This window comes from Xanthomonas codiaei (assembly GCF_002939785.1).
Lineage (GTDB): Bacteria > Pseudomonadota > Gammaproteobacteria > Xanthomonadales > Xanthomonadaceae > Xanthomonas > Xanthomonas codiaei.
In genome coordinates this window covers 68,179-87,260 of sequence record NZ_MDEC01000016.1, presented here as the reverse complement: position 1 = coordinate 87,260, position 19,082 = coordinate 68,179, and the positions used below count along the sequence as shown (strand labels likewise).

Here is a 19,082-nt window from a genome sequence, read left to right as displayed (position 1 = left end):
CACCCGCACGATCAGGCGCCCAGGCGGGCGTGCAGTCCGGCCAGCTGTGCACGCAGTTCCTCTAGCTGCTCTTCCAATGCCTGCACGCGCGCCTCCAGCTCGCTGCTGTCGGCGCTGCTGCGCGTCGCCGGTGCGGCGCGTGCAGCGGCGGCCTGCAAGGCTTCCACATCCAGCGCACCGCTGAGCAGGTGCGCGTAGCGATCCTCGCGCTGGCCGCTGGCGCGCGGCAGTTGCGCCGCCAGGCCGCGCTGGATCAGCCGGTCCAGGTGATGGCGCACATCGTCGGCATCGTTGAAGCGCGTCAGCCGCTCGCTGCGCGCGAACAGCTCGCCCAACGTCTGCGGCCCGCGCAACAGCAGCAGCCCGATCAACGCCACCTGCTGGCGGGTCAGGTCCAGCACGCTGCCCAGCTTGTGCTCGTAACGTTCGGCGCGCGAGGAGAACTGCTGGCGCACCAGTCCCAGCGTTTCCAGCTGGCGCAACGCGTGATGCACCACGCCGGTCTGCAGACTCAGCACCGGCTCGCGCGCGGTCTTCTGGTTGGCGGCCACCTGCGCGGCGTTGACGGTGAGCGGGTAGGCGTCCGGGGTGGTGGCCTCTTTTTCGATCAGGCAGCCAAGCACGCGGGCCTGGGCGGTATCGAGCACGGGGATGGACGATGTCTCGGTCATGCGGCAGCTCCTGGGCAATCAGCGGGGAAGGATATGCCGATCCCGTGCCGGGCGGTCTGCGCGTGTTTCGCCGTGCCGCGCTGGCTTCAGGGCCATATGGTGCGGTTGATGGTGTTGTGGCCAGCCCCCGACTGGGCGTGCAACCTGCTGCCATCGACCAGCGTGTGACGGCCCGATTGGGCAGCAAGTGCGCGCGCACCGCGGCTGGCCTGCGAGCCGACCACGCAGGCGCTGTCCTTGCCGCCCGCATGCCGCAAGCCCCGCAACGCGCCAGAAGCCGGCGTGCGCATCGGCGGCGGAAACAGGACAGGGCAGCCGTGCGAACCGGCGAGAGCGGCCAACACAACCACTGCGCAGCCGCCAGACGGGCGCGGCCGGTGCGCGACATCTTCCGGCGCGCCACCCGCGCCCACCTGACGACTGCTCGCTACGTTCTGTTGGCCGCTCTAAAATCGCGGGCTTCATTGCCGTTTCTGTCTGGTGGATGCCATGCGCCCCTCGTTTCACGCACCGATGTCCCTGCTCGCCTGCGCCGTGCTGGCGCTGTCGGCCTGCAAGCCCGCCCATCAAGACCTCGCGCAGCCGGCACCCGCCGCCGCCGCGCCCGCCGCTGCCAAGTCGGCGGCGACCGGCACGCCGGCCGGCGACGACAACCTCAATGCGGTGCTGTGGATGCAGCGCTCGGAGGAATACCGCGCCGTCGCCGAGCAGACCTATCGCGCCGCGGCCGACAAGCTGGACGCGGCGCTCGAGCAGCCCAACTGGGACGCGCTGGTACCCGAGGAACGCGGCAATGCCGCCACTGGCCTGAAGCCGGCGGTGGTGCTGGACGTGGACGAGACCGTGCTGGACAACTCGCCCTATCAGGCGCGGCTGGTGCGCGACGGCAAGGAGTACGACGAATTGAGCTGGGATCAGTGGGTGGCCGAGAAGAAGGCCAAGCCGATTCCGGGCGTGGTGGACTTCGCCAAGGCCGCCACCGCCCGTGGCATCACCCTGATCTACATCTCCAACCGCGCGGTGCATCTGAAGGACGCCACGCTGGCCAACCTGCGCAGCGCCGGCCTGCCGGTGGCCGACGACGGCGTGTTCCTGGGCCTGGGCACGGTGGTGCCTGGCTGCGAGCAGAACGGCAGCGAGAAGAACTGCCGCCGCCAGCTGGCCGGGCAGAAATATCGCGTGCTGATGCAGTTCGGCGACCAGCTCGGCGACTTCGTGCAGGTCACCGCCAATACCGGCCAAGCGCGCGGCGCGCTGCTGCAGCAGTACCACGACTGGTTCGGCGAGCGTTGGTGGATGCTGCCCAACCCCAGCTATGGCGGCTGGGAGCCGGCGCAGTTCAACAACGACTATTCGCAACCCTGGCAGACCCGCCACGACGCCAAGCGCGCCGCACTGGAGCTTGCACGATGAGCCGTCCCCCGTTGGCCCTGGCCGCGCACGAGCGGCTGATCTTCGCGCTGGACGTGCCCGGCCACGATGAAGCAATTGCCTGGGTCGACCGGCTGGGCGAGTCGGTGTCCTTCTACAAGATCGGCATGGAGCTGCTGGCCTCCGGCGAGTATTTCCACGTGCTCGATGCGCTGGCCAAGCGCAACAAACGCGTGTTCGTGGACCTGAAGTTCTTCGACATTCCCGCCACCGTGGCCGGCACCATTGCCCGGCTGTCGCAGTGGCCGGTGAGCTATTGCACCGTGCACGGTTGGCATGCCGGCATGTTGCAGGCCGCCGCCGAGGCCAACCGGGGCGACATGCGCCTGCTCGCGGTGACCGTGCTGACCTCGATGGGCCGCCCGGACCTGGCCGCGATGGGCATCGACCGCGAACCGGTGGAGGTGGTGGTGGAGCGCGCGCTGGCTGCCCAGGCCGCCGGCATCGACGGGGTGATCGCCTCCGGCCAGGAAGCCGCCCCGATCCGCCGTGCCACCGGCCCGGCGTTTTCGATCGTCTGCCCGGGCATCCGCCCCGGCGGCCCGGTGGGCGACGACCAGCAACGCACCGTGGGCGTGGCGCAGGCCTTCACCGATGGCGCCGACGCGATCGTCGTCGGCCGCCCGATCCGCCTGGCTGCCGACCCTGCGGCCGCTGCCACCGCCATCCAGGACGAGATCCGCGCGGCGGTGATACAGCACCGGGACTGAGCGGTAGTCGCTCAGTTGTCGCGACCGGCGATATAAATCAATGGCTTAGTTAGGAATAATTAAAGCATTGCTTTAATGTGAAAGTCTCGTTAACATGCCGGCGTCCGATGTCAGTCGGAAGCTGTGCCACTCATTGTCCACCGGGCTTGTCCCGGTTTTCGAAGGGATCGGGTCTTGTGCCCGATCCTTTTTTTTGGCGATTGGTCAGGCGATGGCCTGGCACGCGCGGAACTGCCACCGCCTGCGGTACACGGCAGCGGCGGGCGAGGTGACCTTGCGCATCGCCGGCCATGTCACCCGCGCATCGGTCCGATGGGTGCGCAGGGCTGCTTGGGGTCGCTTGCTGCCCGGTGATCGCGCTACCGTATCGCTGGCGCCTTGCAATAGCGGTCGATGAACTGCTGGTGGCTCGGCATTACGTCCACGCACCGGCTGATGGTCTGCGCCACGCTGGCCAGGAAGCCCTCGGCATCGGTATCCGGCACCTGGTCCACCAGCGGGTGATAGCCGGTCGGCACGATGCCCTGGCCCACCAGTACCTGCACCCAGCTTATCTCGGCGAACATCTCTTCGGCATTGCGGTAGAAGCGCCCGCTGTCGCGGAACAGCTCGAGTGCGGCCTGCAGCTCCGGGGTGATCGGCATGTGGCGGCAATGCCGCCAGAACGCGCTGTCGTCGCGCTCGGTGGCGTGGTAGTGCAGCAGCAGGAAATCGCGAATGCGGTCGAACTCGAACGCCAGCCGGTCGTTGTAGCGCTGCACCAGCACCGGGCTAATGCCCTCGCGTGGGAACAGCTCCAGCAGCTTGGAAATGCCGGATTGGATCAGGTGGATGCTGGTCGACTCCAGTGGCTCCAGGAATCCGCTGGCCAGCCCCAGCGCAACCACGTTGCGGTTCCAGAACTGCTTGCGCCGCCCGGTGGTGAAGCGCAGTGGGCGCGGGTCGGCCAGCGGTTTGCCGTCCAGGTTGGCGAGCAGCGTGGCAGCGGCTTCGTCGTCGCTGATGTGCGCGCTGCAGTACACATAGCCGTTGCCGGTGCGGTGCTGCAGCGGAATGCGCCACTGCCAGCCGGCCGCGCGCGCAGTGGAGCGCGTGTACGGCGTCGGTGGGCCGACGTTTTCGCAGGGCACCGCCAGTGCGCGATCGCACGGCAACCAGTGGGTGAAATCGTGATAGCCGGTGTGCAGCGCTTCTTCGATCAGAAGCCCACGGAAGCCGGAGCAATCGATGAACAGCTCGCCATGCACCACCTGCCCGGACGCCAGCTGCAACGATCGCACATGGCCGTTTTCCGGATGCAGCTGCACCTGCTCGACCAGCCCTTCGATGCGGGTGACGCCGCGTTGCTCAGAATACCTGCGGAGAAAGTGCGCGTACTGGCTGGCGTCGAAGTGATATGCGTAGGCGATATTGGCCAGCGGCGAGTTGGCCGGCACATCGCCGGCCGAGGTCATGAACTTGCCGCGCGCGGCCGCCACGGTATTGAGCGTATAGGCACCCAGCGGCTGCGCCGTGCCGCGCAGCTGTTGCTTGATCCAGTATTGATGGAACGGCAGCAGCCCGAGCGGATGGCCGATCTGGGTACCGAAGCCGTGGATGTACGCCGTGCCGGGGCGCTGCCAGTCGACGAACTCGATACCGAGCTTGAAGCTGCCCTGGGTCTGGCGCACGAACTCGGCTTCATTGATGCCGAGCAGGTTGTTGAAGGCCTTGATATGCGGCACGGTCGCTTCGCCCACCCCGATGGTGCCGAGCTGTTCGGATTCGATCAGCTGCACGTTGAAGGTGGGCCCAAGCACGCGCGCAAACGCGGCGGCCGCCATCCAGCCGGCGGTGCCGCCGCCGACGATGACGATGTTGCGGAGGGGAGCGGGAATCATGCCTGCACGTTCCTGAGCTGAGAGAGGACGGACAAACGAACGGGGCCAACCGGCCCCGTTACGAAAGCTCCCCACGCGTGCAGTGCACGCGCGGGGAAGGCGCACCCATCAGAACTTTGCACCGATCTCCAGCACCACGCTACGCGGCACGTAGTTGATCTCGCCATTGGTGTTGATGGCGATGTCAGGATCGAACCGCCCGTTGCTGCCGAAGCCGTTGTAGGCGTACGCGCTGTAGTTCTTGAAGTTGAACGCGTTGAGCAGGTTCACGCGTGCCGACATCTTGAAGTCGCCAACCACGGTGAACTCCTTGGTGGCCTGGAAGTCCACCGTGCGGTAGCCCCAGATATCGCCACCGACCAGGAACTTGCCGCTGCCCGGCGGCGTAACGCCGACCTGCTGGCAGGTTGCGCCATCGGGGTCGGTGAAGCCGAAGCAGGCGATGGTATTGATCGGCTCGGGCGTTGCCAGCACCAACTTGGCGCCCAGCGTCACACCCCACGGGATATCGATCGAGCCGGAGGCCACGAAGCGGTGCGCGGCCACCGCGTCGGACTTCACGAACGGATAGCCGCGAATGGTGGCCTTGTCGAAACCGTAGGGCTCGTCGATGTTGCGGTTCTGGCGTGCGCTGGTGTGGGTGTAGGACAGGGTCAGGCCCCAACCGGATTCCTTGGTGTACGGCTTGTCGGCCGACAGCAGCACCTGGCTGTTGCGCTGTTCCAGGCCGTTGGTTCCCAGGATGGTGTTCTGGTAGCCCGGCACGGGCTCGCCCCACGGCACGTTGCCGTTCTGGAAGTACGAACCATCCGGGTAACGGTTGATCAGGCCCATCGCAAAGCCGTCGTAGCTCAGGATGCGCTGGAAGGTCACATCGGTCAGCCAGTCGCCTACCTGGTTGGTGATGCCGATGCTGTACTGATCGCTGTACGGCGTCTTGAGCTTGTTGTTGAACATGAAGAGCTCGGCGCTGCCGGCCACACCGGGAATGGTATTGAGCTGGTCGATGCCGTTGAGATAGCGCGGATCGAATGCCACGCAGGTACGGTCGGCGCGGTAGCACTGCTGGGTTGCCGGATTTTCGAAATACACCGCCACTGGCGACAACGCCGCCTTGCTGGTTTCCAGTGCCAGCTGCTCGAACAGGTTGCGGTCGTACGAACGCGCCGCACCACCGTGCAGGATGGCGGCTTCGTCGCCGAAGAAGTCATACGAGAAACCGAAGCGCGGCGCCCACGCATCCTTGAAGTTCTTGCGGTTGTTGCCGGTGCTGATGTAATCGGCCACGTTGATGCCGCTGGGCAGCAGGCGGTTGGCCCACGGCTGGCCGGGGTTGTCCGGATCGTTGGCGTACAGCGCATCGACGAAGGCCTGCGAGGTGACGAAGTCGGTATAAGCCGGGGTGTCTTCGTAGTCCCAGCGCACGCCGATGTTGATCATCAGCTTGTCGGTGGCGGCCCAGTCGTCCTGCAGATAGATGCCGTACTGCTTGGACGGCGAGACCACCGTGGCGCGCTGGCCGGGCGTGTTGTACGGCGCAACGAAATCCACGCGGTAGGGCGTGGATTCCACGCTGCCACCGTTGACGCGGTAGCTGAACTGCGGATTCAACGCCGCCGCATCCTGCGAGGTCAGCTCGATGTCCTTGTAGTTCACACCCATCTTGATGGTGTGCTCGCCATGCCACTGGAAGCTGGTGAAGGTCAGATCGTTCTGGAGGAACCAGCCCTTTTGACTCTTGCGCTGCGCATTGAGGCCGCCCGCCGAGCCGGTGGTCAAAAAGGTGCGCTCATCGACATCGGTGGAACCGGCACGTGGCTGGAAATAGGTGTAGATGATGCCGTTGCCGAGCGTACGCGGGGTCGGGTTGTTCTCCGAGTTTTCCGTGCCAACGATGAGCTCGTTGTACCAGTTGTCGGCACTGTGCTGCCAACGCAGGTTGGTGCGCTTGTCCTTGTTGATCTTGTCGGTGGCCTGCGCCAGCGTGTTGGTGCCGCCCACGTTGGCAGTCTGCGTTTCGTCGCGATAAATCGTGCTTAGCTCGATGCGATCACGATCGGTGGGTTCGAAATCGATCTTGCCGAAGAACAGGTCTTCTTCGAACGGCATGTTGGCCGGGCCATACTGGCTGGCCAGGTCGGACGGCAACTGGTTGACGAACGCGGCAGCCTCTGCGCTCGGTTGCACGCTCTTGGGCGCCACGTTCTCCTTGCCCTCGTAGGCGACGAAGAAGTGCATGCGGTCCTGGATGATCGGCCCACCCAGCGCGAAGCCGTATTCCTTGGTCTGCGAATCGATCTTGCCGTTTTCTTTCTCGTCGGGCCGCTTGTCGCGCAGGTCCTGATCGGTATAGCGGTAGAACACTTCGCCGTGCAGCTCGTTGGTGCCGGACTTGGTGGCCGCAGTGATCGCCGCGCCGCTGATCTGGCCGTACTCGGCCTTGTAGTTGGAGGTGATGACCTTGTACTCGCCGATGGCGAGCTGCGGGAAGGGATTGCCCTGTGTGTCGCTCTGGCCGGCCACGCCGCCGCTGCGCACATAGCTCTTCTGGCCCACGCCATCGATGTATAGATTGCCGGCGCTGGCGTTGGACGCACCGCCGCGCAGCTTGGTGTTGCCGTTGCCGTCCACCTGAAACACCATGCCCGGTACGGTATCGGCAAACTCCAGGAAGTTGCGCGTGGCCTGCGGCAATTGCTGGATCTGGCGCGCGCTGATGGTGTTGCCCACTTCCGAGGTCTTGACGTCGCGAATCATCGGCGCGCTGACCGTCACCGTGTCCAGCGTGGTCGCATTGCCTGCGGGCGCGGTTGCCGTCTCGGTGCCGAGATCGACCGTGGCACTGGAGGCCACCGACAGGGTCACCGTGCGGCTGACGCCGTTGGATTCGACTTTGTAGGTGCCCGGCTGCAGACCGACGATGGTGTAGTTGCCATTCGCATTGACCGGTGCGCGTCGCACCGAGCCGGTGGCGACATTGGTCACGACCACTTCGCTGCCGCTCTGTGCGGAGGCGACCTGTCCGCGCAACGTGGCGTTGCTGGACTGGGCCATGGCCGGAGCGGTGGCGAACAACGACGCGGCCAGGGCGCAGCACAACAGGCTGCGCGCCGGCAGGGTGGAGACGGTACGGTGGTTCTTCATGACTTTCCCCCTCCCAGGGGTAAAGCGCGACGCAGTGGAGTGACTGGCGCGTTGGGTTGGTGCTTTGGTGTGGAACACGGAACGACAGGCAACAACAGCCGCAAGGGCTGCAAGAACGACAAAGGTCTACGGTGACGGGCGGCTGCTCCTTCAGGCACGGGTCGAGACGGGTAAAGCATTGGCGGCGCGTGGCCGGTGCAGCGCACCGGCATTCAACACACGATGCAAACAACAACGGCACGCCGGGCCGTGCGGCATGCACGATTGCCAGCACGGTCGCTCGCGCCGTGCTGGCATGGCCAATTCAGGGCTGCTATCGAACTACCAGATGATGCGCGCGCTCAGGAACAGCGTACGCGGCGGCGTGGACAGCGCACCGTACTGGTTGATGCTGACGCGCGGGTTATAGACGCCGCCCTGGCCCCAGTCGATGGCGTACTGATCGTAGTTGCGGAAGTTCAGCGCATTGATCAGATCGCCGCGCACCTGCACGGTCAACGCCTCGGTCACGTGCATGTCCTTGGACAGCGACAGATCCAGCTGGCGCGTGCCGAAGATGTCGCCGCCGGCAATGAACTTGCCGCCCGGTGCATCCACCGAGACCACGCGGATGTTGTTCGAAGGCGGGCCGCCATACAGATCGTAGGCTACCGCTTCGTTGCGCGGCGGCACCGTGGCCAGGGTCAGCTTGGCCGAGGCGCTGATGCCCCAGAACAGATCGTAGATGCCGGTGACCACCAGGCGATGGCGCGGGACCGAGTTCAGGTCCAGGAACGGATAGTCGGCAATGGTGGCCGCGTCGAAGCCGTACTGCTCGTCGTTGCCGCGATTGCCGCGGGCGCGCGAGAACGTATACGCCGCCGTCAGGCCCCAGCCGCTTTCCTTGGTATAGGCCTTGTCGGTGGACAGCAGCAACTGCGTGGTCTTGGTCTCCACGCCATTGTTGCCGATGATCAGCGCACCGAAGCCGGGCGGGGTCTGACCCCACGGCTGGCTGCCGTTCTGGAAGAAGTCGCCATTCGGGTAGCGGTTGCCCAGGGTCAGGATCAAGCCGTCCTGGCTGTGGATGTAGGACACCGTGGCCGAGTTGCTCCACTCGCCCACGCGGGTACGCAGGCCCAGCGAGTACTGGTCCGAATACGGCGTCTTCAGATCGTTGTTGAGTAGGTCGACCTCGCCGTTGCGCACGCGCGCATTGACCAGGCCGCTCAGGCTGTCCGGGTTGCTGAGATAGGCCGGGTTCCAGTTGGCGCAGGTGCCCGGCGCCGGCGTGCAGCCGTAGGATTCGGCGAAGCGGATGGTGTACTGGGACAGCGCGGATTTGACCTGCTCCAGGCCCATGATGTCGAACAGATTGCGGTCGTAGCTACGCCCGGCGCCACCGAACAGCACCAGCGATTCGTCGCCACGGAAGTCGTAAGAAAAGCCCAGGCGCGGCGCGAAGTTGTTGTTGTCCTGTTTGCGATTGCGCCCGTTGCTGATGTAGTCATTGATGTTCACTCCGCCCTTGGCCAGCTGCTCGGCATAGGTGGCGCTCACCGTCGGGTCGGTGCCCGGGCCGTTCAAGGCCGCCACCACTTCCGGCGGGGTCACGTTGTCCAGATACGAAGGAATCTTCTCGCCATCCCAGCGCACGCCGATGTTCAACTGCAGCTTGTCGTTGACGTCCCAGTCGTCCTGGATGTACAGGCCCAGCTGCTTGCTGGTGGTGGTCACCGACGGCGCCGCACCGGCAAACGGCAGGTTGAAGCGCACCTGGTATGGAATCGGTGCCGTGCCCTGGCCGTCGTTGACCGCGTAATAGAAGGACGGATTGGCGGTGGAGTTCTCGCTTTGGGTCAACTCCACTTCCTTGTACTTCACGCCCATCTTGATGACGTGGCTGCCGTGCCAGTCGATGCTGTTGAAGGTCAGGTCGTTCTGGAAGCTGGGGCCTTTCTGCCCTTTGCGTTGGATCGCCAGGCCGCTGGTGGCGTCGTCGTTGATCAGCACATCGTTCTCGGCGATGTCGCGCGTGTACACGCTCTGGCTGCCGATGGTGTAGGCGGTGGGGTTGAACAGCACGTCCTCGTATGAGATGCGCGCCTCGTTGACGTAGGTTTCGCCGAAGTGCTGCCAGCGCAGGTCGTAGCGTTCTTCGGTATTGAGATTGATCTTGGCGGCGATGGCGGTGTTGCGATCGCCAACGCTATCGCGGCTTTCTTCGTCGCGGACCTTGGCGGTCAGTTCAAGGCGATCGTTTTCGCCGATATCCCAATCGATCTTGCCGAAGTACAGGTCTTCGTTGAACGGGCGGGTGACCGAGCCCAGGCGGCTCTGCACGCCGGCCGGCAGGTCGTCCCTCAGTACGCTGAAGTTGTCCGGCACCGAGACCGGGTTGGCCGACACCTCGAAGCCCTTGCCTTCGTAACTGAAGAAGAAGTGCGCCTTGTCCTTGACGATCGGGCCGCTGAGCGCGAAACCATACTCGTCCTGGTGGGTCTTGCGCTTGCTGCCATCGGAGTTGGGCGCGCCGGCACGTTCGTCGGCCTGGCGCGCACGGAAATCGGTATTGGTGGTGCGCCCGAAGATCTCGCCGTGGAACTCGTTGCCGCCGGACTTGGTGGACGCCACGATCGCCGCCGAGCCCACCTGGTCGAACTCGGCCTTGTAGTTGGAGGTGATGACCTTGTACTCGCCGATCGCCAGCTGCGGGAACGGATTGCCCGCGCTCTGCTGCTGGCCGGACACGCCGCCGAACAGATAGCTCTTCTGGCCTACGCCATCGATGTAGACGTTGACCGCCGAACTGGCCTGCGCGCCGCCGCGGATGCGGCTGTTGCCGTTCGGGTCGGTCTCGAACTGCATGCCCGGGACGGTGTCGGCAAACTCCAGGAAGTTGCGCGTCAGCTGCGGCACCGTGTTGATCTGCTTGAGCGAGATATTGGTGCCGACTTCGGAGGTCTTGACCTCCTGCAGCGCGGTGGCGGTGACCTTGACCGTGTCCAGTGTGGTCGCTGCGCCATCGGCGGCCGGCGATGGCACCTGGCCGTCGCTGCCCAGATCCAGGCTGACCGACGAGGCCACCGACAGGGTCACCGTCTTCTCCGTGCCCGGGCCCGCATCCACCTTGTAGGTCCCCGGCGGCAGGCCGACCAGGGCATAGCTGCCATCCGCACCGGTCGCCACGCGGCGGGTGGCGCCGGTGGCGACATTGGTCGCGGTCACGGTCGTCCCGGCCTGGGACGCGGCCACCTGTCCGCGCAATGTGGCGTTGCTGGACTGGGCCATGGCCGGCGCGGCGGCCAGCAAGGAGGCGGCCAGGGCACAGCACAGCAGGCTGCGCGCCGGCAGGGTGGAGACGCTACGGTAGCTTTTCATGACTTCCCCTCCCAGGGGTCAGGCGCGTACCGGCGGAGTGGTCGGCGTGGCGCGGGGTGGTGCGTTGTTTCAGGGACGATGACGCGGTGGCGGCAATCAATCAGGAGTTATAAAAAACATAAGAAACCGCAAAGAATTCGTGAAGATGCGACGTGGCGCATGTCGTCAGTCGTCCGCTGCGGCGCGGGCGGCGCTGGAGGCGCGCACGATCAGCTCCGGCACCATCTCCGAAAACGCGGGTGGCGCCGCATCGGCCGGCGGCGGCGGGGCATCGACCAACTGCTGTCCCAGCAGCAACCGCAGCGCGCGCGCGCCCAGCCCGGCGATGTCCACCCGCATGGTGGTCAGCGCCGGCAGCACATAGCGCGCCATCGGCACGTCGTCGAAACCGGCCAGCGCGACGTCCTGCGGCACCTTCAGTCCGGCATGGCCGAGCGCGAACAGGCAACCCAGCGCCATCATGTCGTTGGCGGCGAACACCGCGTCCGGGCGGTCCTGCTGCGCCAGCGCCTGGCCGGCGCGGTAGCCGGATTCCTCGTCGAAGTTGCCCGGCAGTACCCACGGCTGCGCGTCCGCCTCCACCGCCATTTCATCGCGGTAGCCGCGCAGGCGCTCGTGCGCATCGAAATTGTCGTCCGGGCCGGCGATGAAGGCGATGCGGTGATGGCCGCATGCGCGCAGGTGGCGCGTCATCACCCGTGCACCACCGTAGTTGTCCACGTTGAGCACCGGGCGCTGGCTGGCGCTGCCGGCGCAATTGAGCAGCACCGCCGGCAGGCCGCCCGGCAGCGCGTCTTCGTGCACGCCCGAGTCGCCCAACGACGGCGACATCACCACCACTCCATCCACGCGCCCGGGCAGGCGCTGCAGCGCCCGGCGCTGCGCCTGCGGGTCGCCGTGCGAGCTGGAGACCAACAGGTGGTAGCCCTGCTCCCGCGCCACCTGGTCGATGCCGCGGATCAGTTCGGAAAAGAATTCGCCATGCAGATCCGGCAACACCACGCCAATGGTGTGGGTGCGGCGGCTGCTCAGGCTGCGCGCAGCGTGATGCGGGATGTAGTTGAGTGCGCGCGCCACCTGCAGCACGCGCTCACGGACCGACTCGGCCACGTGCTGGTGCCCATTCATGGTGCGCGACACCGTGGCCACCGACACCTGCGCCTCGCGGGCCACATCCTTGATGGTGACGCTGCCGCCTTCCGAACGTGGCCGACTCATGGCGCTTTCTCCAAAACAAGGCGGTGACGGCCGCACGCCGAAGCGGTGCGCGCTGTCGTCGGGTGCCGAACGTTCGTGTCGCACAGGCACATCCAGGTCATCGGCCCCCTCCGACGGCGACCTCGAAGCGCGATGGCGCGCACGCTAGCAGGAACTGCAAGCGCTTACATGATGCGCCGCAGCATCGAATCAAACACAGTGGGCACAAGGCTTGCGACCCGATTGATGGACAAAATTGTCCGAATGAGACAACGGCAGTCACGGCCGGACACCGGCTGGTAACCGACGAACAACGACAAAAACGTAACATCTTTGTTCCGTACCTTAGCGTACGGTAACGGCGTGCCTTGCCGCCAGTGCATTCAGACAGCAAGATGCGCCGATCGATCAGGGGAACATCGTGCGCATGCCGCCATCCACCGTCCGCGCCGGCCGGTTCCAGTCCATCGCGTGGATGTTGCTGGCCGCGCTGTGCGTCGGCGGCTGCCAGCGCAACGACACGGCCGCCGCATTGCCCGGCGCCAAGGCCGAGCCGGCCGCCGCCATGCAATCGATGACGGTGCCGCTGCGGCGCAACGACCTGGTGGCCTATGCGCGGATCCGGGTCACGCCGGTGCAGTACACCCAACTGGAAGCGGCCTGGCGCAGTGGCGCCAGCCGCTGGCCGTTGACCGAGTTGCCGTTGCCCAACGAAACCGGCGCCTTGCTGGGGTCCTTGTCGGCTCCCGATGCCGAGCGCCGCCTGCAGCAGGCCTTCGATGCACAGCTGGCCGGGCAGTCGCGGGGCATCGCCCAGGCCGCGCAGTCGCTGGGCCAGTTCGGCGTGCAGTACCTGCGCAGTCGCAGCGATTACCAGCCCGAGCAGCGTGCCCACTACGTGCAGCTGGTCGACGCGCTCAGTGCCTGGGCCGCCACCGCGCCGCTGGCCGACCGTCCGCGCGCCAAGGCCAGCATTGCCGATCTGGTGACCGCCGCGCGTGCCACCGGCATCACCTCCGATGCCGACTTGCAGCAGCTGGGCATGGAAGAAAGCCTGCGCCGGCTCGGACCGTTCTGGGCAGCATGCAAGAAGGTGCTGGAGCGCTACGACCTGTCGATCGACAACAGCCTGGATGCATTGCGCACCGGCCTGGTCAAGCAGGAGGGCAACAGCGCCCAGGTCCGGCTGCGCTATCCGCTGGCCGCGCGCGACATCGACCTGACCGTGGCGCTGATCAAGCGCGACGGCCATTGGTACCAGCAGCAGACCCAGGAGGAAGTGGCCGCCCTGCTGCGCGCGCAGTCGACACCGGGCCTACCCGAGACCGCGGCAGGCGCCGACGCTGCGCCGGCCGTGCCGGCAGACGCCGGGCAACGCCCGGCTGGGCGATAATGACGGCGATGCCAGAACAGAACCCCCTGCCGTTTCCCGACGGCCAGCCCGCCCCGACTGCCGATGCCGCCGACCCTGGCGCGACGGCGGCCGCCTCGCCGTTGCCCATGGCCACGCCGGTGCCGCCGGATGCGCCTACTGCCGCCGTACCGCTGCCGGCCGCCACCGCGCGGCAGGCCAAACGCCCCTGGTGGGCGCGCCTGCTTGGCCGGCTGGCCGATCCGTGGCTGAGCCTGACCATCGAGCCGGACCAACCGAGCCGCTACGACGACGGCACGCCGGTGGTCTACGTGCTGGAAGACTACGGCCTGTCCAGCGCGCTGATCTTGGACAAGGCCTGCCGCGAGGCCGGGCTGCCCTCGCCGCTGGTACCGTTGCCGGGCGACCCGCTGCAGCGCAAACGCGCCTATCTGGCACTGTCGCGGCGCAGCAGCAGCAATTCGCTGATTCCCGAACAACGCGGCGGCAAGACCCATTCCGATTCGCTGGCCAAGTTGCTGCAGGCGCACCGCGTGCGCGCCGACCTGGACGTGCACCTGGTGCCGGTGTCGATCTTCGTCGGCCGTGCGCCGGACAAGCAGAGCGGCTGGTTCGCGGTGCTGTTCTCGGAAAACTGGGCGCTGGTGGGCCGCTTCCGCCGCCTGTTGGCGGTGCTGCTCAATGGTCGTACCACCATCGTGCGTTTCGCCCCGCCGATCTCGCTGCGCCAGACCATGGCCGAGGGGTTGCCGCCCGAGCGCACCCTGCGCAAATTGCAGCGCGTGCTGCGCACCCACTTCCGGCGTATCCGCGAGGCCGTGATCGGGCCGGACCTGTCCACCCGCCGCCTGCTGGTGGACCAGGTGCTGGCGGCCGACTCTGTGCGCGAGGCCATCGCCACCCAGGCCAAGCGCGACAACTCCAAGCCGGTCGACGCCTGGCGCAAGGCGCATGCCTACGCCTGGGAGATTGCCGCCGACTATTCCAGCCCGGTGGTGCGCTCGGCCAGCTTCCTGCTCACCCACGTGTGGAACCGCATCTACGCCGGCGTACTGGTGCATCACCTGGACAAGCTCAAGCAGGCCGCGCCCGGGCATGAAGTGGTCTACGTGCCCAGCCACCGCAGCCACATGGATTACCTGCTGCTGAGCTACCTGCTCTACGAACGCGGCATCGTGCCGCCGCATATCGTGGCCGGCATCAACCTCAACCTGCCGGTGGTGGGCACGCTGCTGCGCAAGGGCGGCGCGTTCTTCATCCGCCGCTCGATCAAGGGCAATGCGCTGTATTCGGCCGTGCTCAGCGAATACGTCGCCCAGCTGGTGGCCGGCGGCTATTCGATCGAGTACTTCGTCGAAGGCGGGCGTTCGCGCACCGGGCGCCTGCTGCAGCCCAAGGGCGGCATGATCGCGATGACGCTGCGCGCCTATCTGCGCCAGCCGCGCAAGCCGGTGCTGTTCCAGCCGGTGTACATCGGCTACGAGAAGCTGATGGAAGGCAACAGCTATCTCGATGAACTCACCGGCCGGCCCAAGGAAAAGGAATCCATCTGGGGCCTGCTGTGGTCCATCCCCAAGGTGCTCAAGCAGAACTACGGCCAGGTGGTGGTGAACTTCGGCGAGCCGATCGCGCTCAACGACGTGCTGGCCAAACACGCGCCTGACTGGGACGGCCAACCGGTGCCCGAGGACGAAAAACCCACCTGGCTGGCACCGGCGGTGGATACCTTGTCCACCCAGATCCAGACCCGCATCAACTGCGCCGCCGACGTCAATCCGATCAACCTGCTGGCGCTGGCGCTGTTGTCCACGCCCAAGCATGCGATGGGCGAGGCCGACCTGATCGCGCAGATCGAGTTGTGCAAGAAGCTGCTGGCGGAGATGCCGTATTCGGACCGCGTCACCGTCACTCCGCATACCCCGGCGCGCATCATCACCCACGCCGAAGAGATCAACGTGCTTACCCGCGTGTCGCATCCGCTGGGCGATGTGCTTAGCGTCAGCGGCGATACCGCGGTGTTGCTGAGCTACTTCCGCAACAACGTGCTGCACCTGTTCACCGCCTCTTCGTGGGTGGCCTGCTGCTTCCAGAACAACCGCCGCATGAGCCGTGCCGGCCTGATCCGCCTGGGTCGCACGGTGTACCCGTTCCTGCAGGCCGAGCTGTTCCTGCCATGGAGCGAAGACCGCTTTGCCGAGCGCATCGAACAGACCATCGAGATGTTCGTGCGCGAAGGCCTGCTGCTCAACGTCACCGACGACGATGGCGGCATCCTGGCGCGCAATACCGGGCAGACCGACGAGGTGTTCCGCCTGCGTGCCATCGGCCATTCGCTGCAGCAGGCGTTCGAGCGCTACTACATCGCCATTTCGGTACTGGTGAAGAACGGCCCCGGCGTGCTCGGCGCCGGCGAACTGGAAAGCCTGTGCCAGCAGGCCGCGCAACGCCTGAGCCTGTTGTACGCCCCGGCTGCCCCGGAATTCTTCGACAAGACCCTGTTCCGCGGCTTCATCCAGAAACTGCGCGAGCTGCGCCTGGTGTGGCCGGACGAGAACAGCAAGCTGGTGTTCGACGAGCGGCTGGATGCATGGGCCAAGGATGCCAAGTTCATCCTCGGGCGCGAGCTGCGCCACACCATCGAACGGGTCAGCCCGGCGGCGGCCAAGCCGGAGGCGGTGGTGCCGCCGGCCGAGTAAGGCGACGGCGCGACGCCGCGGCAGCAGGGCAAAGCGGCGCTCCCCATGCCGACGACGCTCCCTTCTCCCTCCGGGAGAAGGTGCCCGAAGGGCGGATGAAGGGCGGTCAGCAAGCAAATGACCCAACTCCGCCCTCAACCAGATCCACCGCTGGCGCGCTGCACAAGGCTCGCAAACTTCACACAACGGTTCTGCCCGTTTCATCCCTCTCTTGCAGCCGTGCCGCTAGCATCGCGCTACCTTTCATAGTGATCGGGCGCGTTGCACTGATGGGCGTGCCCGGCAGGAGACTTTCATGCGCGCAGCCATCCACACCCAGTTCGGCGATCCGGCCAAGGTGCTCGAGCTCGGCGACCGTCCGGTGCCGCAGCCCGGCAAAGGCCAGGTCCGTATCGCCATGCGGTGCTCGCCGATCCACAACCACGACCTGTGGACGGTGCGTGGCAACTATGGCTACAAGCCGGAGCTGCCCGCGATCGGCGGCAGTGAAGGCTCCGGCGTGATCGACGCGCTGGGCGAGGGCGTGGAGGGCCTGCAGGTCGGCCAACGCGTGGTCGCTGCCGGCGTGCACGAGAGCTGGGCCGAGTATTTCCTCGCTTCCGCCTCCGGTGTGGTGCCGCTTCCCGATGCGCTGGACGACGACCGCGGCTGCCAGCTGATCGCCATGCCATTGAGCGCGCTGATGCTGATCGAATTCCTGCGCGTCCAGAAGGGCGACTGGATCGTGCAGAACACTGCCAACGGCGCGGTCGGCAAGACCGTCGCCATGCTGGCCGCCACCCGCGGTATCAACGTGATCAACCTGGTGCGCCGCGATGCCGGTGTGGAAGAGCTGAAGGCGCTGGGCATCGGCAATGCCGTCTCCACTGCCCGGGACGGCTGGCAGGAGCAGGTGCGCGCGCTGGCCGGCGATGCGCCGATCGTGCGCGGCGTCGACTCGGTGGCCGGTTCCGCTGCGGGCGAGCTGCTCGGCCTGCTGGCCGAGGGCGGCGAGCTGGTGTCGTTCGGCTCGATGACCGGCGAGCCGCTGCAGATCTCCAGCGGCGATGTCATCTTCAAGCAGGCCACGGTGCGCGGCTTCTGGGGCAGCAAGGTGATGCAGGCCACCCCTCCGGAGGACAAGCGCCGCATGATCGGCGAACTGCTCAAGGCGGCCCTGGATGGCAGCCTTGCCCTGCCGGTGGAAGCGGTCTACGACCTGCAGGACGCCGCCAAGGCAGCCGCCGCCAGCGCCGAACCGGGACGCCGCGGCAAGATCCTGCTGCGCGCCGGCTGAGCGCCGCACGCAGGAGTCTGATTGTCTTGCCTTGGCGCTTCCTTCTCCCGTTTGCGGGGGAAGGTGCCCGAAGGGCGCATGGGAAAGCGCCGTGCCAGCTATTCGACCCGTTCCCTTCCCCCGCATGCGGGGGAAGGTGCCCGAAGGGCGGATGGGGGAGCGCCATGCCGGCGATTCAACGCTGACAAAGTCCCGTGGAAATCGCCTACGGCGTCCGTTCCGGTTCGATGCCTGCCCACACACAGGCCATGGCCGGCTGCCACGTTCTGGCCGGGCATGTCATGACACGGGCCATGCCGCAACGATCCATGCGCACCACAAAGCAGACCCAACCGCAGGCGCGCCCTACGCCGGCTCGTCGGGCACCAGCTCCATCTCAAGCCGGAGGATGTTGTCCTTGATCTGCAGCTTGCGCTTCTTCAGCCGCTTCATCTGCAGTTCGTCTTCCAGATTGGCGGGCATGCGCTGGATTTCCTCGTCCAACGCGCGGTGTGCGCGTCGCAACTCGGCGATCTGCTCGACAATCTCGGCGGGTGAGAGGGTGTCCACGCCCCGAGCATACACAACCCCGGGCGATGCGCGTCACCTGCGCTTGCCAAGTGGCCCCGGGCTGCGACAATGCCCCGGCGCTGCTGGGGAAACGGCGGCGCACCCATCCCTCATTGCCGCGCGGCTACGGCCGTCGAGAAAGGAGTCTTCCCGATGCGTTTGCGTTCTTCCCTGCTGGCCCTGAGCCTGCTCACCACCGCCAACCTGGCCGCGGCGGCCGATGTCGCCAAGTACGACGGTTTCCTGTGCTGCAACCTGCGCACCGACGGCAGCTGGATCAGCGACAGCAACTACGCCGAAGACGGCAAGCGCGTGCTGCCGGTCGGCACTCCGGTCAGCGTCACCGGCTTTGGCCGCAACCGCGTCAACCTGAAGATCGCCGGCGAGAAGCAGTCCATCGGCAACGACTACAGCCGCGACCTGGACAACAACGCCTTCGCCGCCCGCTACATCGTCAGCGCCGATCCCAAGCTCAAGCTCGCCACCTTCCCGCCCAAGATCCGCCAGGCCATCATGGACGGCAAGCTCACCGGCGGCATGACCCGCGAACAGGTGCTGATGGCGGTCGGCTACCCGATCAGCAGCGAAAATCCGAACCTGGAAGCATCCCTGTGGCGCTACTGGCGCGACAGCTTCTCCGAGTACCAGGTGCAGTTCGGCCCGAGCGGCAAGCTGGTCAAGGTGACGGCGGATCCGCAGTTGATGAATTTGATTTGGGTGCCGTGAGATGTGCGCTTCGTCTACTCATCGCTAGTCCGGCATAAGAATCGCGGCATTTTGTTTAATTCCGCTTGCG

At 66.1% G+C, this 19,082-nt stretch carries 12 protein-coding genes and 1 other RNA gene; 7 read left to right on the top strand and 6 right to left on the bottom strand.

Annotation, left to right across the window (positions count from 1 at the left end; translation table 11 throughout):
• Positions 1–11: 11 nt before the first annotated feature.
• A complete protein-coding gene (locus tag XcodCFBP4690_RS12860; protein WP_104541306.1) occupies positions 12–671 on the bottom strand; it encodes a YceH family protein in 660 nt (219 codons plus the stop codon).
• Between the two features lie 355 nt (positions 672–1,026).
• Here XcodCFBP4690_RS12860 and XcodCFBP4690_RS12850 point away from each other — a divergent pair.
• From XcodCFBP4690_RS12850 to pyrF, 3 genes are all read left to right on the top strand, one after another.
• Positions 1,027–1,114, top strand: a non-coding RNA gene (locus XcodCFBP4690_RS12850) — sX9 sRNA.
• A gap of 37 nt (positions 1,115–1,151) precedes the next feature.
• Positions 1,152–2,084: a 5'-nucleotidase, lipoprotein e(P4) family gene (locus tag XcodCFBP4690_RS12845; protein ID WP_104541304.1), complete on the top strand. Its 933-nt coding sequence runs from the start codon at positions 1,152–1,154 to the stop codon at positions 2,082–2,084.
• Complete coding sequence (pyrF, locus tag XcodCFBP4690_RS12840; RefSeq protein WP_104541303.1) at positions 2,081–2,812, top strand: orotidine-5'-phosphate decarboxylase; 732 nt, start codon at positions 2,081–2,083, stop codon at positions 2,810–2,812. The genes XcodCFBP4690_RS12845 and pyrF overlap by 4 nt, the downstream gene beginning before the upstream one ends.
• A gap of 359 nt (positions 2,813–3,171) precedes the next feature.
• Here pyrF and XcodCFBP4690_RS12835 read toward each other — a convergent pair whose 3' ends face one another.
• The 4 genes from XcodCFBP4690_RS12835 to XcodCFBP4690_RS12820 all read right to left on the bottom strand — a co-directional run bounded on the left by XcodCFBP4690_RS12835 (position 3,172) and on the right by XcodCFBP4690_RS12820 (position 12,414).
• Positions 3,172–4,692 (bottom strand): tryptophan halogenase family protein, encoded by a 1,521-nt coding sequence (locus XcodCFBP4690_RS12835; protein WP_104541302.1) that lies wholly within the window; start codon positions 4,690–4,692, stop codon positions 3,172–3,174.
• A gap of 108 nt (positions 4,693–4,800) precedes the next feature.
• Positions 4,801–7,836: a TonB-dependent receptor gene (locus tag XcodCFBP4690_RS12830; protein ID WP_104541301.1), complete on the bottom strand. Its 3,036-nt coding sequence runs from the start codon at positions 7,834–7,836 to the stop codon at positions 4,801–4,803.
• Between the two features lie 321 nt (positions 7,837–8,157).
• A complete protein-coding gene (locus tag XcodCFBP4690_RS12825; protein WP_104541300.1) occupies positions 8,158–11,196 on the bottom strand; it encodes a TonB-dependent receptor in 3,039 nt (1,012 codons plus the stop codon).
• A gap of 165 nt (positions 11,197–11,361) precedes the next feature.
• Positions 11,362–12,414 (bottom strand): LacI family DNA-binding transcriptional regulator, encoded by a 1,053-nt coding sequence (locus XcodCFBP4690_RS12820; RefSeq protein ID WP_104541299.1) that lies wholly within the window; start codon positions 12,412–12,414, stop codon positions 11,362–11,364.
• A 406-nt stretch (positions 12,415–12,820) separates the two neighbouring features.
• On the opposite strand from XcodCFBP4690_RS12820, the gene XcodCFBP4690_RS12815 reads away from it, so the two are divergent.
• The 3 genes from XcodCFBP4690_RS12815 (at position 12,821) to XcodCFBP4690_RS12805 (ending at position 17,737) form a co-directional block, all read left to right on the top strand.
• Positions 12,821–13,786, top strand: a complete 966-nt coding sequence (locus XcodCFBP4690_RS12815; RefSeq protein WP_104541298.1) for a hypothetical protein — start codon at positions 12,821–12,823, stop codon at positions 13,784–13,786.
• Positions 13,786–16,461, top strand: a complete 2,676-nt coding sequence (gene plsB, locus XcodCFBP4690_RS12810; RefSeq protein ID WP_104541297.1) for a glycerol-3-phosphate 1-O-acyltransferase PlsB — start codon at positions 13,786–13,788, stop codon at positions 16,459–16,461. The genes XcodCFBP4690_RS12815 and plsB overlap by 1 nt, the downstream gene beginning before the upstream one ends.
• 295 nt (positions 16,462–16,756) lie before the next feature.
• Positions 16,757–17,737: a zinc-binding dehydrogenase gene (locus XcodCFBP4690_RS12805; RefSeq protein WP_104541296.1), complete on the top strand. Its 981-nt coding sequence runs from the start codon at positions 16,757–16,759 to the stop codon at positions 17,735–17,737.
• 345 nt (positions 17,738–18,082) lie between these two features.
• On the opposite strand, the gene XcodCFBP4690_RS12800 is transcribed toward XcodCFBP4690_RS12805, so the two are convergent.
• Positions 18,083–18,286: a YdcH family protein gene (locus XcodCFBP4690_RS12800; protein ID WP_167394602.1), complete on the bottom strand. Its 204-nt coding sequence runs from the start codon at positions 18,284–18,286 to the stop codon at positions 18,083–18,085.
• Positions 18,287–18,439: 153 nt separating this feature from the next.
• On the opposite strand from XcodCFBP4690_RS12800, the gene XcodCFBP4690_RS12795 reads away from it, so the two are divergent.
• Entirely contained in the window at positions 18,440–19,012 is a 573-nt protein-coding gene (locus XcodCFBP4690_RS12795) for a hypothetical protein (RefSeq protein WP_104541294.1), read from the top strand.
• The last annotated feature ends 70 nt before the right edge of the window (positions 19,013–19,082 follow it).